The following is a 15205-nucleotide window of genomic DNA, read 5'->3' as shown; positions in this document are numbered from 1 at the left end:
ACCATGAGGAGGTCGGGTCGCTGGCGGGGCGTTTCGGGTATCTGTGCTCGTTCTTCGTTCTCTTCGCCTCATGGCCCGTCAGCCAACCGATCGAGAGCCGATGGACGATCTGCGCACGACGCTGGATCCGGTGATCTTCCTGGAGAAGGTCCGGCGTCCCGTGCTGCGCGGACTGGTCCGCGAGCGGCTCGACCGGCGCCTGGCGCCGCTGGCCGGTCCGGACCGGGGCTGCTCCTGCCTGCTGGTCCTCGCGCCACCGGGATCGGGCAAGACCACGTTGCTGGCGCAGCTGGTGGAGAGCGACGGTCAGCCCGCGGCCTGGTACCGCGCCGGTCCCGAGGATGTCGAGGAGGTGGCGCTGACCCGGCACCTGGGTTTCGCCCTGGGTTCGGCCCTGGCGGATCCCGGCATCATCGAGGCGGCGGGGTCCGGTCGGGTGGCCGATCTCGTCCGCGGGCTCGAGCGGCCCGCGGTCGGACCGGCGCGGCTGGTGGTCGACGACCTCCACGAGATCGCCGGCACGCCGGCGGAGGCGGCGCTGGAGACGTTCCTGCGGCTCCGGCCGCGGACGATCACGGTCGCGCTGGGCAGTCGTCGTCAGCCCGGGTTGAACACCTCGCGGCTGCTGGTGTCCGGGGAGCTGATCATGGTCGACGGAGAGGACCTCCGCTTCCGCTCCTGGGAGGTCGAGCAGCTCTTCCGCTCCGTCTACGACGCCCCGCTGACCCCCGAGGCCGCCGCCGCCCTGACCCGCCGCACGAGTGGGTGGGCGGCCGGGCTGCAGCTGTTCCACCTGGCCACCATGCAGCTGGGCCGGGTCGAACGCGAGCGGGCGGTCACCGAGCTGACGGGCCGGTCCCGCCTGATCCGGTCCTACCTGGCCCGCAACGTGCTCGACGGACTGCCCGGCGACCGCCGCGACTTCCTGCTGCACACGGCCGCGCTCGGGGTGCTCACCGGGAACCTCTGCGACGCGCTCCTGCAGGCCCAGGGGAGTGCCGGCGTGCTGGCGGAGCTCGAGCGGGAGCAGTTCTTCACCACGACGTCCGACGGCGGACTCACGTACCACTACCACCAGGTGCTGCAGACCCACCTGGAGGTGCTGCTGATCGACGAGCTGGGCGGACGGGCGGCGCGCGACCTCTACGCCCGGGCCGGGCGGCTGCTGGAGGACACGGGCCGGCTCGCCGAAGCGGTGCGGGCGCACGCCCGGGCCGAGGACTGGGGCGCAGTCGCGCGGCTGCTGCGGGCGGACGCCGGCGTCGTCGGCGGCGACGACACGCTCTGGCGGATGCTGGCCCTCCCGGGGGCTCCGACCGACGACCCCGGACTGGTCCTGGCCGGCGCGCGCCGACTGGCCCGCGATGGTCAGGTGCCGAGCGCCTTGGCTGCCTACCGGGAGGCCGAGCGACTGCTCGACGACCCGGCCTTCAGCCGGCGGTGCGCCGCCGAGCGGCAGGCGGTCGGGATGTGGCTGCCGCACTCGGCGACGAGCGTCCTGCCGCCGGTGCCTCCGGGGGTCGATCCGGAGTCCGCGCTGCTGCGCCTGTCGATCGAGCTCCGTCGGCTGACCAGGGACGTCCGCCGGCCGGACTCCTACGACCGGGACTGGTTGCGGGCGCTGGCCCACCTGCTCGCCGGTGACCCGGCCGCGGCGGAGCGGGTCATCTCGAAGGCGAGCCCGCCCGGTCCGGGCGCCAACGGCTGGGAGGGGTTGGCGGCAGGACTGGTGGGGTGCCTGGCCGAGGCCCTCCGGGCCGACCGAGGACACCACCCCGGCGTCGGGTCACCAGGACCGGGCGCCGGTGATGATCAGCTGGTCGGGCGGATCGAGACCATCACGCTGACGGCGGAGATGGACGGCTGGCCCTGGCTCGCGCGCCTCGGTCGCTGCCTGCAGACGGCGGTGCAGCTGGACGGTGGCGCGGTGGACGGAGCCGTGGACGCGGCGGCCGACCTGCTCGACTCGCTCCGAACCGGTGACGGCTGGTCGCTGTTGGTGGCTGCCGTGAGCGTCGCGGTCACCGCCGCGAGAGCCGGCGCGAACGCCCTGGCCGCGCACGCGCGAGCCGAGGTCGCCCGACTGTCCAGCGAGCTCGGCGCTCCCGCGCTGGTCGGGATGACGAACCGGCTGGGTGACCCGGGGTCGTCGACCACGGCCACCCCGCGGCCCCGGGCCCTCGTCCCGGCTCCGGCGCCTGCCGCAGCCGCGTCGCAGGCGTCGGTCGGCAGCCGACCGACGATCGAGCTCCGGTGTCTCGGAGCCTTCGCCCTGCGCGTGGACGGGGTCGAGGTGGGGTGGCGGCTGCTGCGGCCGAAGGCGCGCTGTCTGCTCATGCTGCTGGCCCTGCACCAGGGACGTCCGGTGCACCGGGAGGAGCTGATCGAGGCGCTCTGGCCGGGGGCCACGCTGAGCTCCGGGGTCCGCAGCCTCCAGGTCGCGGTGTCCAGCATCCGCCAGTGCCTGGCCGTGGGCGGCGTCGTGGGTGATCCGATCCGCCGGCAGGGAGACGCGTACGAGCTGGTCCTGGGGGGAGCGGTGGTCGACGTCGCCCTGTTCGAGCGGACCATCGAGGACGCCCGGCACCTTCCTCCGCCCGAGGCCCTGGTGGCACGCGAGACGGCCCTCGAGCTCTACCGCGGTGAGCTCCTGCCCGAGGTCGGTCCGGCCGACTGGGTGGTCGAGGACCGCGATCGACTGAGGTTGTCGGCCGCCGGGCTCGCTGCGGCGGCCGCGGCGGATGCGATCGCCGTGGCCGACCACGGCACAGCCCTCGACCTGGCGCGCCGGTCGGTGACCCTGGACGCCTGCCACGACCCGGCGTGGCGGCTGCTGATCGAGACGTACGAGCAGGTCGGCGACCTGAGCGCAGCGGCGGTGGCCCGCGCTGACCACCGGCGGGTGTGGGACGACCTCGGAGTCGTCCTCCCCCGTCCGGACGAGGTGCTCCGCAGCGGCCACCGCTCCGTCGTCTAGACCGGACGGAGCGGCGCCCTCAGCGGTAGGTCCAGGTCGGGGTGGTGATCTCGTCGGCCTCCAGCTTGAGGTTGTTCAGCACCTCGCCGTCGCTGACCCGGGTCAGCCACAGGTCCCAGGTGGTGCCCGCCTTGCCGAACGCCGACTTCCGGTTGGAGACGATCGCCAGGTTCTTGCCGTCGGGTGACCAGACGGGCTTGACGTCGGCGGCCTTCGTCTCGGCCACGGCCCGTTGCCCGGAGCCGTCAGGGTTCATCACGTAGACGTCGGCGTTGCCCTCCGCCCCACCCACCAGCCTGCGGAACGCGATCTGGCTGCCGTCGGGGGACCAGGCCGGGTCGCCGTCGAGCCCCTTCGCCTGAGAGGTGATCTTCTTCGGCGACCCGGTGCCGACCAGGGGCAGCGTGTAGAGGGAACCGCCGTCTCCGGTGGAGGACTCGTTGGCCCAGTAGAGCACCGTCTGGCCGTCGGGGGAGATCGTCACGTCGTCGAACCGCTTGGTGCCTGCATCCAGCCGACGGATCAGACGTCCGTCGGTGTTGACCACGAGCATCCGGAAGCTGTTCTTGCCGAGCCGGCAGGTGATCAGCATCGTCGACGGGTCCGCCTGGCTCCAGGTGGCACCGGCCACGTCGTCGCAGCCCGCCGGCTCCCGGTCGGTGAGATCCCGTTCACCGTTGCCGTCGGAGCCCATCACGTGCAGCTTCCTGTTCTCGAGGAAGACGATGCTGGTCCGGTCCCGCTGCAGCAGGGGATTCGCGAGCTTGCCGTCCGGGCCGGGCAGCTTCTGCGGCGTCCCGGCGCCGCCCGCGTCGACCAGGTAGAGGGGGCGGGTGTCCTCGTCGTCGTCGTCGGTGCGCATGGGCACGACGATCAGGTTCGGAGCGAGCGCTGGGCCCGCCGGCAGCGCGGCGGGCGCCGTCGAACCACCGCTGGTCGACGGGGACGCCGACGGAGAGGTCGAGGGGGTGCCGGACGGGGTGATCGGTGGCGCCGACGGCGCCACCGTCTCGGTGCCGGGTGGGGGGCTCACCTGCCCGACGGGCGGCGTCGCCGTGGGGTCGGGTCTGGCCAGCCAGAAGCCGATCCCGATCGCGGCGCCGATCAGGACCACCCCGCCGATGATGGCCAGGATCAGGTTGCGTCGCGAGCCCAGAGGGCCGTCGCCGCCGGTCTGGGGCGGGTGGCCGCCCGGGCCACCGGGACCGCGGCCGCCCGGTCCGTACGGGGGGAGCGGCGGCCCACTGCGCGGCCCGGGCGGTCCGGGTCGCTGACCGGGGGGACCACCGGGACCGGGACGCTGACCGGGACCCGGTGGCCGTTGTCCCTGCTGGTACGGGCCATTCGGCTGCTGCGGCACACTCGCAGCCCAGGTCGTCCCGAGGCCGAGGACCCGTCCCGGGACCCCGGCGAGCACCGGCTCCGGGCGCCGACCGAGGAGGGAGGCGGCGATCGGGCGGTGCTCAGGCATCGGTCTGCTCCAAGATGATCTTGCTCCAGCAGTGATCCCACCCGGCGGGCGGTGGCTCCAGATCGAACTGTGGCACGACGGGCCCCCTGCCGCCAGGCCGGCCGGTGCAGAACGCGTTTCCCGATCGGGCAGCGCCGCTGCGGGACGGGTCGACGTCCCTGTTCGACAGGGCGTTCCGCCCCACGATGGCGGGGCCCGGGGAGACGGCGCTGTCGTACGATGGTGAGGTCGACACGCACGTGGTGCCGGCCGCACGAGGGGATGGTCGATGTCCACGACCCTGTCGATCCGCGAGATCTACGATGCTGCGCGCTCGGCCGGCTTCACCCCCCACCAGGCGGTGACCTGGACGGCGATCGCGATGGCGGAGTCGGGGGGCCGGACCGGCGCCCTCAACGACAAGGGTGAGCACTCCGTCGGACTGTGGCAGATCAACGTCCGGGCCGACGCGTCCCGGGCGACCAAGTGGGGCGACCTCAGCAGCCCGGAGGGCAACGCCCGGGCGGCGTACTCGATCAGCCTGCAGGGCAGGGACATGCGGCCGTGGACGACGACCCACGATCGCAACCAGGACTCCGGCGCGGACTACCGGACCTACCTGAGCAAGGTGGAGTCCGAGATCGGGGTCGCCGGTGATCCTCGCGGAGTGCGTGGCTACGGGTCGAAGATGCTCTCGCCGCTCGCCGAGAGCCAGTACGACAAGATCGACGCCGGCACGCCGCTGGCCGGCACCGCCGGCACCGCGACCGACGATCCCGCCACCGGAGCGTCGTCGGTGACCGCGTCCCCGACGACCGGGGCACCTGCACCGGCTGCCGTGCCCGCCCAGCGCGACGCCGACGACGACGGGCTGACCGACGAGTTCGAGCGGCTCGCCGGCACTGATTCGACCAAGATCGACAGCGACGCCGACGGCCTGTCCGACGCGTACGAGGCGATGGTGTCCCACACCGATCCGCTGCTCGCCGACACCGACCACGACGCGATCGCCGACGCCACCGAGGTGGCTCAGGGCGGCGATGCGGGCACCGTGCCCGGGTCGGCGTACGTGGTGGGCGAGGGCCTGTTCGCCGAGAACGTTCGAGGAGGCGCCAAGGACGCCGACGCCGACGGCCTCTCCGACCACACCGAGCAGGTGGTGGGCACCGACGCGACCAAGGCCGACAGCGATGCCGATGGTCTGTCGGATGCGTCCGAGGCGTCCCTCGGTACGAATCCGACGGTGGCCGACTCCGACGTCGACGGGGTCACCGACGGTCTGGAGGTGAGCGCCGGCACCGACCCGTTGGGTTCGAGTGGCGGACCGTTCGACCACACCCCCACCCCGGCGTGGACCTTGTCGGGAGCCGCACAGTCCAGAGCCGCTGCCGCGCAGCAGGCCGCCGCCGCCGCCCAGCAGCAGGGCGCCGCCCAGCAGACCGCCAGCGACCAGCAGGCTCCGGCGGCGACGACCGGGTCGACCGCCACCGGCTCGGTGGGGACCGCCCCACCGGCCGAGGACAAGCTCTCGGTCTTCCTGGCCGCCGCGAAGGACCAGATCGGTGATCGCTACGTCTACGGCGCACCGCGGACGCCGACGGCCGCGGACCCGAAGACCTTCGACTGCTCCTCCTTCACGCAGTGGAGCGCCCGGCAGGCGGGGGTGAAGCTGGAGGGCACCGCGGAGTACCAGTACATGCAGCTCAAGCGGTCGAACCACGACATCCCGGTCGAGCAGGCCCTGCGGACCAAGGGTGCGCTGTTGTTCTACTTCTCCAGCGAGCCGTCCGGCGGACTCCCGGCCGGCCAGGCACACGTGGCGATCAGCCTCGGCGACGGGCGGACGGTCGAGGCCAAGGGCACCAGGTACGGCGTGGGCGAGTGGTCGGCCAAGCACCGCTTCAACTTCGCCGCCACGGTGCCCGGGATCTCCGACGAGTCGGGACTCAGGGCCCACCGCGAGGCGACCTCGGCCGGCGCGACGGGCCACGACCCGGGGTCCGGTGTGACTCCGGCCGGCGGCGCTGCCGCGGCGTCGGGAGCCGGCATCTACGGCTCCACCGGCACCGTCGACGGGTCCGGCGACAGTGACGGGGGAGCGCCGTCCGTCGATCGTGCGCCGGCACCCGCGGCCTCGACGACGGGCGGCTCCCCGCCGACCACCGCTGACGGGAGCCCGGTGAACGGGAGCCCGGTGAACGGGTCCGCTCCGGTGAACGGGGTGGCGGTGAACGGGACGGCGGTGAACGGGACGGCGGTGAACGGGTCCGCTCCGGTGAACGGGGCGGGCGGGCCGGCCAGCACGGCGACGGCCTACCAGATCGATGCGGGCCGGCCGGTGGCCGCGCTGCCCGGGGCGGCCGACACCGATCCGGACACCGACGCCGACGGGTTGACCGATGCCTTCGAGAAGCTGGCCGGCACCGATGCGACCAAGAACGACAGCGACGGCGACGGTCTGACCGACGGCCACGAGGCGGTGACCAGTCACACCGACCCGCTGGCGGCCGACACCGACGACGACGGCGTACCGGACACGCAGGAGGTCTCGCTGGGGACCGACGCCGGACGGTTGCCCGGTGTGGCCGGGGTGATCGGCTCCGGGAGGTTCGCCGAGAACGTCCGCAACGGGGTCACGGACGCCGATGGGGACGGCCTGTCGGACCGCACGGAGCAGCTGGTCGGGACGAACGCGAAGAGTGCCGACACCGACGGCGACCAGCTGGCGGACGCGGCGGAGGCCTCGGTGGGCTCCGATCCGACCAAGGCCGACACCGATGCCGATGGTGTCTTCGACGGTGTCGAGGTGCAGTTCGGCTCCGACCCGTTGAACGCCGCGTCGACGATCGGCTCGGGTTCCCCCGCGGCGGGCGGGGGCGTCGGTGCCGATCCGCTGAGCCAGCCGGGTGGGCTGGATGGCGCGGGCGGGGTGGACCCGTCGAGTGCGCTGCAGAGTGGCCTCGGCGGCGACCTCGGTCAGGGCCTCGAGCAGGGCCCCGGGACCGGGCTCGGCGCCGCCGACGACCCGGAGCTCGACGCGCTCGGAGCGTCTCCGCAAGGCAGCGCGGCCGAGTTCCTCGATCTCGGCTGATCGCCGTTACCCGATCGGACATCTCCCGGTGCCCGAACGGCGGTCCGGCGGCACGCTGTCGACGGGAGGGAACGGTCCTACCGTCGGGTCATGCGCGTGCCGATCGCCCTGCTTCCGTACGGTGACGGTGCCGGGCTGACGCACGGGCAGGCGCTCCAGTCGCCGTGCCTCACCTGCTCCGACACCCCGTGCTGCAGCTACCTGCCCGTGCACACGTTCACCGTGCACACGTTGGCCGATGTGGACTACGCGGGCTACCTGCTGAACTTCACCGGGATCGAGCTCGCCATCAACGCCGAGGGTCAGTGGTCGACGTACTTCCGACAGAGCTGCCGACACCTGTCGCCGACCGACGGCAGCTGCACCTTGCACGGCAGCCCGGCCCAGCCGATCGTCTGCCAGCAGTACAACCCGTACCAGTGCTGGTACAAGCGGGTGATGACGGTGTCCGCCTCCGACGAGCTCGTCCGGATCGATCGGCGGCGGCTCGACTGGATCCTCGAGCACACCAGGTACGACGAGCACCGTCGGATCGTCTCCTCGCCGTCCTGGCACAACCTGGTGGCGGCCTGCGCCGAGCTCCCGCTCGACGTCACCCCGGTGCCGCACCCGAGCCCTGCCACGGATCCGGGTGCCCCGGCGCCATCGGGCCGGAGATCCCTGCCGGTGATCTCCACGGGACCGCGCCGCTACGCGGACATCACCGCCGCCAGCCCCTGCGACGGCTGCGCGGCCTTCTGCTGCACGAAGGTGGAGTTCCCGCTCGCGGTGCCGAGATCGGTGGCGTCGCTGGACTTCGTCAAGTTCTCCCTCGGGTTCCCCGGCGTCAGCATCGGGGTGACGGACGAGGGGTGGCGGCTGATCATCAGCACCACCTGCCGGCACCTGGTCGGCGGCCGCTGCTCCGTGTACGGGACTCCGCAGCGCCCGCTCAAGTGCGCCTACTACGACGCCTGGCGCTGCACGTTCCGGCGGGACCACGACACCGCGCGCACCGACGCCATCGTGACGGTCGGGCTCGAGCAGTACGACTGGTTGCTGGAGACGGTCAGCATCGACGACGACGGGGTGGTCACGGCCATGGTCGACGCCGCGACCCTGGGCGGCCATCTGAGGGCGCGGGTCTCCGACGCCGCGCCCGCGATCGCGGGGGCTGTCGAGCTGGGTGCCCTCCGATGACGACGCTCACCGACCTGAGCCCCCTGACGCCGGCCGATGCCTCGGTCGCCCACCTGGCGGCCCGGTTGGAGGTGCTGGAGACGCGGGTCGCCGACCTGGTCGCGCACCGGCGGGCACAGCGTGCCGGTCGGCCTCCCGACCACCGCTTCCGTGGCGTCTACCTGTCCGACGACGACGTGGACGCCCTGCTCTCCGGGTTGCGGACCGCGCCCGCCGTCGACGAGGCGGGATGGGCGGTCGTCGAGCGCGCGGTCAGCGACGCGGCGGCCCTGGGCGAGCCGACCCGTCTGCACCGGCTGCAGCAGACGTTCGCGCTCACCGACTTCGACGTCGAGGTCCTGATCGCCGCGCTGGCGCCCGACCTGGACGTCCGGTTCGAGTCGCTGTACGGGTACCTGCACGACGACGTCACCCGTCGCCGCCCGTCGAGCGGCCTGGCCCTCGACCTGGCCGGGCGGACCGCGACCGACGGGTGGGCCCGCACCCGGTTGGCTCCCGACAGCCCGTTGGTGGCGAACGGCCTGCTCGAGGTGACGCCCGCCGACAAGCCCTTCCTCGGTCGAGCTCTGCGCGTCCCGGACCGGGTGTGCTGCTACCTGCTCGGGACGGACTCCACCGACCCGGCGATCGAGCCGTTCGTCACCACCCCGGTGCCCGCGCCGGTGCCGGGCGCTCACGACGCGGTGCAGGCGCTGCGGGCCGGCTCGCGCCTCCTCTACGTCCGGGAGACCGGCGGCAGCAGCGGTACGTCCCTGGCCTGCTGGGCGTACACGGCGACGGGGATGGGCACCCTCGAGGTCGACGTCCGCAACGCCCCCGGTGAGCTCGGGGTCGACGCGTTCGTCGCCGCACTCGTACGAGAGGCGGGCCTGTGCGACGCGGCGATGACGATCCACGGTGTCGACGACCTGGGGCGTCGCAGCCCCCTTCTCCTGCAGCGGCTGACCGAGCTGCCCACCGTGACCACCCTCGTCGGTACCGCGGCGTGGGACCCGGACTGCGCCCGCGCCGCGCCCTACGTGGTCGACGCCGCCCCGTTGCCGCCCGAGGAGAGCATCGGTCTGCTCCGGGCCGCCCTGGGCGAGGAGTGGCCGGACGAGGCGGACTGGGTCGCGGCCGGGGGTCAGCTCCGTCCCTACCAGGCGGTCCGCGCGGCCGGGCTCGCCTCCTTGCGCGCCGCTGCCGCCGGTCGGTCGGTGTCGGTGGCCGACATCACCTACGGCACCCGGCAGCAGAACGGCGTGGGGCTGGAGAGGCTGGCTCGGCGCGTCACGCCGGTCGCCGGCTGGCCGCAGCTCGTCGTCCGTCCGGTCGTGGAGGGCACGCTCCGTCAGCTGGTCTCCCGCGTCCGCCATCGGGCGCTGGTGCTCGACCAGTGGGGACTGATCGGCACCGCCGGTCGCCGCCGGGGGGTGACGGCAGTGTTCTCGGGCCCGCCCGGCACCGGCAAGACCTTGTCGGCCGAGGTCGTCGCCAACGACCTCGGGGTCGAGCTCTACGTGATCAACCTCGCCACGGTGGTGGACAAGTACATCGGCGAGACCGAGAAGAACCTGGAGCGCATCTTCACCGAGGCCGAGCAGGTGAACGGCGTGCTGTTCTTCGACGAGGCGGATGCGATCTTCGGTCGCCGCTCGGAGGTCAAGGACGCTCGCGACCGGTACGCGAACGTCGAGGTCGCCTACCTCCTGCAACGCATCGAGATCTTCGACGGCATCGCCATCCTGGCCACGAACCTCAAGGCCAATCTCGACGAGGCCTTTCTGCGGCGGATCGACCTGGCGGCCGACTTCGCCGCGCCGAACCGGGACGAACGCCTGCTCCTGTGGCGGCAGATGCTGGCCACGGTCCCCCGGGACGACCTCGACCTGGACTATCTGGCCGGGACCTTCGAGCTGTCGGGCGGCTACATCCGCAACATCGTGATCGCTGCGGCGTTCCTGGCCGCCCAGACCGGTGGGGTGGTCTCGATGCGTCACCTCGTCAGAGCCACCGCGCAGGAGTATCGCAAGATCGGCCGGATGGTCGTCGACTCCGAGTTCGGGCGTCACCACGAGCTGCTCGGGGACGAACCGTGAGCGCGCGTCGTCCTCGAGCGCCAAGGGGCCGGGACCGCGTGCGGCGGCCCTGAGGGCGTGGTGTCGAGTGATCACCGAACGCGACCTCCGGCCGGCCCCGGGCACGTCGCCGAAGCTGGCGCCGAAGTCAGGGCCGGACCCGGCGAGCGCGGGCCCGTCCGCAGAGCTCGACCCGGACAGTCTGCTGGCGATGCAACGCCTGGTCGGCAACCAGGCCGTCGGCGAGCTCGCAGGTCTGGCCGGGGAGCCACCTGACGTACCGGTCGACGGGGTCCGCCTCGACGAGGGCGGCGACGGTGCGGGTGGAGCCGGCGACGACGCCGCCGGCGCGAGCGGGGGCGATGGGGCCGACTCCGGTGCCGGGACGGGTGGTGACGCCGGATTCGTCAGCGGGGCCACGAGCGGTGAGGGCGCCAAGGGCGATGGGGGCGCCACGAGCGAAGGGGGCGCCAAGGGCGAAGGGGGCGCCCAGGGGGACGGGAGTGGCGTTTCCGGGGCCGAGGTCGGCGGGCCGAAGGCGGCCGGTGCCGGGGGCGGGGCCAAGAACGGGGCCGACCCCGCCGCCGCGTCCGCCACGGAGGCGGCCGGGGCCAAGGCGGAGGCAGCTGCGGAGGCGGCGGTGGCGAAGGCGGACGCCGCGTCCGCGGGTGCGAAAGGCGCAGCCGACGGGTTGAGGGGAGCCAAGGGATCTCCTCCCGGCGGCAAGGCGGCGGAGGCTCAGGCATCCGGAGCCAGAGCAGTCGGCGGTCCCGACAGCGGTGCGAGGCAGTCCGGGGCGAAGGCGGACGGGGGGAAGGCTGACGGGGCGAAGGCGGTCACGTCGGCCGGTGCGAAGGGCGGCGTGGCGGCCGGGGGCTCGGCAACCCCGGGAGGAGCCGGCGGTCCCTCGGCAGCAGCGCCGGCCGGTGGCGCCGACCTCACCTCGGTCAACGAGGAGCTGGCGATCCACCAGCAGTGGGCACGCGGTCCGGGGAGCGGCCCGGCCCCGAGTGGTGGGGGTCCGACCTCCGGGGAGGGACCCGGTACGGGTGCGCCCGACGTGGGCGCCGCCGGATCGGATGCCCGCGCGGCGTTCCTGGCCGACTCCGCTGGCGCCGGTCTCCTCAACGGGATGGGACAGGGGTTCCAGCAGGGCTTCGTGATGGGGCTCGGCATGGGGCTGCTCGAGCATGCGGTGCCGATCCCCGGACTGGGACTGGTGATCGGCGGCGCCATGGCACTGCACGGCATCATCGAGAACTGGGGCACCACCACCGCCGCGATCGGGGCGATGGGCACCGGTGCCTCGATCTACGAGGAGCTGGCGAACGACCTCGCGGGGCTCGGGGCGATCATCGACCTGATCTGCCAGATCCTCAACGTCATCGGCGGCATCGCGGGAGCCATCGCCATCGTGATGTGGATCATCACGATGGCCACGTTGGGCGCGGCCTCGCCGCTGGCGGCGACGATCTCGACCATCGCCGGACTGGCCTTGCTCGGTGTCGGCATCTTCAACGCGCTCGCCCAGTCCGTGATCCAGCCGTGCGTCGCCCTGTTCCGCGCGATGCACGCCTTCACCATGGAAGCGAGCCCGGCGGCGGTCGCGGCCCAGGGAGCCAAGATCTCGGCGGCGACCGGGATCATGGGCGGCCAGATCGGTGGCCTCGCCGGAGCCATCGCCGGCGGGGCGACCGCGAAGGGGCTCGCCGGCAAACCTCCGCCGGCCGTCGAGCCGCCACCGATGCCGCCGCCGGCCGAGGGACCACCGGCCCGGGTGGCGTTCGAGCCACCGGTCGTGACGGGGGAGGGCCCGGTGTCGGGTACGGCGCCGACGGTGGAGGTGCCGGTGTCGGGTACGGCGCCGACGGTGGAGGTGCCGGTGTCGGGTACGGCGCCGACGGTGGAGGTGCCGGTGTCGGGTACGGCGCCGACGGTGCCTGGTGAGGTCCCCGTCGGGCCGGTGGAGCCACTCCCGGGTCAACGCAACCCCGTCCAGCAGATGACCGCGGTGAACCCGGCCGAGGTCTCTCCGGGAGCGCCGCAGCCGCCGGGTTTCCAGTCGGGTCCGGTCGGCAGCTTCGAGGCGCCGACCGGCAGCGGCGGCGTACCGGAGCCGCTGCCGGGTCAACGCAACCCCGTCCAGATCTGGGAGAACAGCGCCGCCCCCGGCAAGAACAACGTCCAGATCTGGGAGAACATCCTGGACCGCCCCGGTGGTGCACCGGTCGCGGAGACCCCGGTGAGCGGCGGGTCCGGCGGCCCCGCCCCCGGTGTCCCTGTCGAGGCACCGGTCTCGGGCACCGCCCCCACCGTTCCCGGCGAGGGTTTCGGGACGCAGCCGACGGTGCCGGGGGAGGGTTTCGGGACGCAGCCGACGGTGCCGGGGGAGGGTTTCGGGACGCAACCGACAGTCCCCGGGGAGGTCCTCGGGCCGAGCCCGGCCGAGACACCGACACCGGCTTCGACGCCGGAACCGTCACCGAGCTCCCGACCCGCGCCGGCCGGTCCGGAGACCATGCCGGCACCACCGGATGCCGACCTCCCCTTCAATCCGACCGAGGTGCCGGAGCCCGGTCCGGGCGTGCCCGGTCCGGAGATCCCGCGACCGCCGAGGCTCCCGAACATCCCGGAGCTGCCCGACTGGGGACGAGATCCCGACTTTCGACCGAATCCCCAGGGCCCTCTGCCCGACAGCCCCTACGGACCCACGGAGCGTCCGCCGGCTCCGGGTGGACCCGCACCGAGCGGACCCGAACCCGGTGGTCCGGGCGGTCCAGGGGCACCAGCCGGACCAGGTGGCCCAAGGGCCGGACCGGAGAACCTGCCACCGGCGACCTCGGACAACTTCTACGAGCTCCCCGGTCAGAACCCGGCGACCGGCGAGGGGCTGCAGACGGTCGACGTCTACGGCCGCGGCGACCCGGCGCGGATCATGCACCACGACAACCTCGGCTTCAAGGGGGTCGGTGAGGTCACCGTCGCCGACCCGGCGGCGGTTCCCGGCGGGGGGCCGGCGGAGCCGGGAGGGAGCCTCATCCCCGCCGGCGAGGGAACCGCCGTCGAGGTCCCGGTTTACGGGAAGGGATCACCGCTCGAGGGACAGCCCCGCCCGGTCGAGGTCCGCACCCACGGCCCGAATCCGGCCGCCGCCAAGTACGGCCCGGACACCTACAGCGCCAACAACGCGACCACGCAGATCAACACCAACAAGGGTGCCTATCTCGACCCCTCGACGGGCACGTTCGGACCGCCCAACGCCGAGGCGCACATGCCGGCCGGCAGCCGGTACGGGCCCGGCGGACCGAAGGGTGCTCCCGGCGACTACTCCCTGTACGCCGAGCGACCAACCCCCGGCGGACCCATCCACGAGATCTACGGTCGACCAGGGGTGGACACGTTGCCGGAGGGCATGCCTCAGGACGCCGACGTGATCCTGGACCCGTCCCGCTACGCCGGCCCGAAGGGTGGTGGTCAGGGCCCGCAGGGCGGCGGTCCCGGACCGCAGGGAGGTGCGCCCCCGGGCGGTGGACCCGGCACACCACCGGACGGCCTGCCGCCGGGCATCGCTCCCCAGGTGGCGGTCGATCCGGCGTCGGGCAAGGGGGTCGAGGTCGTCCAGCCCAACTACAAGAACCCCCCCGGAACACCGCAGCAGATCGCCGCCATCCAGGCCGAGATCGGCATCCTCGCGCAGGAACGCGCCTCGGCCAAGGCGGCGGAGGCCGTCCACGGGGCACTGGAGTCGGAGCACCAGAAGTTCGGTGGGGACGTCGCCAAGGCGAATGACGTGACGGCGGCCGCAGCGGCCGGCGCGAAGGGTCACCAGGGTGAGGTCACCCAGAAGGAGGCGAACAACGCCCAGCAGGCGGCCAAGCACGGCGAGAGCCAAGGACTGATCAAGAGCTACCCGGATCGGGCCGCGGGCATCGCGGTGATGCGAACCCCGCTCGACGTGTTCCGCGGCTTCACCCACTACGCCGGCATGCTGCCGGGGGCGGTCGGCGCGAAATTCCACCAGATGAACGGCGAGGCGAACCGCTTCACCGCGGCCCTCGACCGGATCACCGCGCAGATGGCCGCCCAGGCCCTCCAGGGGCCGGCCCAGCTGGTCGGACTGCAACAGGACAAGGCGCAGCTGGCCGGTGTCAGAGCCGACTCGGCGGCGTCGGAGCAGGTGTTCACGCAGCAGAACACCGAAGCCCAGACGCTCAAGGCGATGAACGACAAGAAGCTCGCCCTGCACGCGACCGAGAAGCAACGAGCAGCCGACCAGGGGGCGAAGACCGACGGTGAGATCAACCGGAAGGAGACGGCGTCGGCCGATCTCGCCGGCCGGCTGCAGACCTGGTCGGCGGAGCACCGGGCCGAGCGGCAACGAGCGACCGAAGCGGCCAAGACCGCCTACGATGCCCGGGGATACCGGACCACCGTGGAAACTGGATGAGTGC

General features: G+C 73.2%; 6 protein-coding genes. 5 read left to right on the top strand and 1 reads right to left on the bottom strand.

The annotated features are described in order from the left end of the window. The first annotated feature begins 100 nt into the window (after window positions 1-100). Entirely contained in the window at window positions 101-2977 is a 2877-nt protein-coding gene (locus ABD714_RS08760) for an AfsR/SARP family transcriptional regulator (protein WP_344811935.1), read from the top strand. A 19-nt stretch (window positions 2978-2996) separates the two neighbouring features. Here the strand turns inward: ABD714_RS08760 and ABD714_RS08755 are convergent, their stop codons facing one another. Further along, window positions 2997-4448 (bottom strand): TolB family protein, encoded by a 1452-nt coding sequence (locus tag ABD714_RS08755; protein ID WP_344811934.1) that lies wholly within the window; start codon window positions 4446-4448, stop codon window positions 2997-2999. 268 nt (window positions 4449-4716) lie between these two features. Between ABD714_RS08755 and ABD714_RS08750 the strand changes: the two genes are divergently transcribed. From ABD714_RS08750 to ABD714_RS08735, 4 genes are all read left to right on the top strand, one after another. Further along, window positions 4717-7518 (top strand): NlpC/P60 family protein, encoded by a 2802-nt coding sequence (locus ABD714_RS08750; protein ID WP_344811933.1) that lies wholly within the window; start codon window positions 4717-4719, stop codon window positions 7516-7518. Between the two features lie 90 nt (window positions 7519-7608). Then, window positions 7609-8697 carry a hypothetical protein gene (locus ABD714_RS08745; RefSeq protein WP_344811932.1) on the top strand — a complete coding sequence of 363 codons (1089 nt, stop codon included), beginning with the start codon at window positions 7609-7611 and terminating at the stop codon, window positions 8695-8697. Beyond that, on the top strand, window positions 8694-10775 hold the full coding sequence (locus ABD714_RS08740) for an ATP-binding protein (protein WP_344811931.1): 2082 nt from the start codon (window positions 8694-8696) through the stop codon (window positions 10773-10775). The genes ABD714_RS08745 and ABD714_RS08740 overlap by 4 nt, the downstream gene beginning before the upstream one ends. A 190-nt stretch (window positions 10776-10965) precedes the next feature. Next, on the top strand, window positions 10966-15201 hold the full coding sequence (locus tag ABD714_RS08735) for a hypothetical protein (protein WP_344811930.1): 4236 nt from the start codon (window positions 10966-10968) through the stop codon (window positions 15199-15201). Window positions 15202-15205 lie beyond the last annotated feature (4 nt).

Origin of the sequence: Microlunatus aurantiacus, from assembly GCF_039536605.1 — a bacterium.
In the GTDB taxonomy this organism is placed as follows: Bacteria; Actinomycetota; Actinomycetes; order Propionibacteriales; family Propionibacteriaceae; genus Microlunatus; species Microlunatus aurantiacus.
This window is presented reverse-complemented; position numbering and strand designations above follow the sequence as displayed.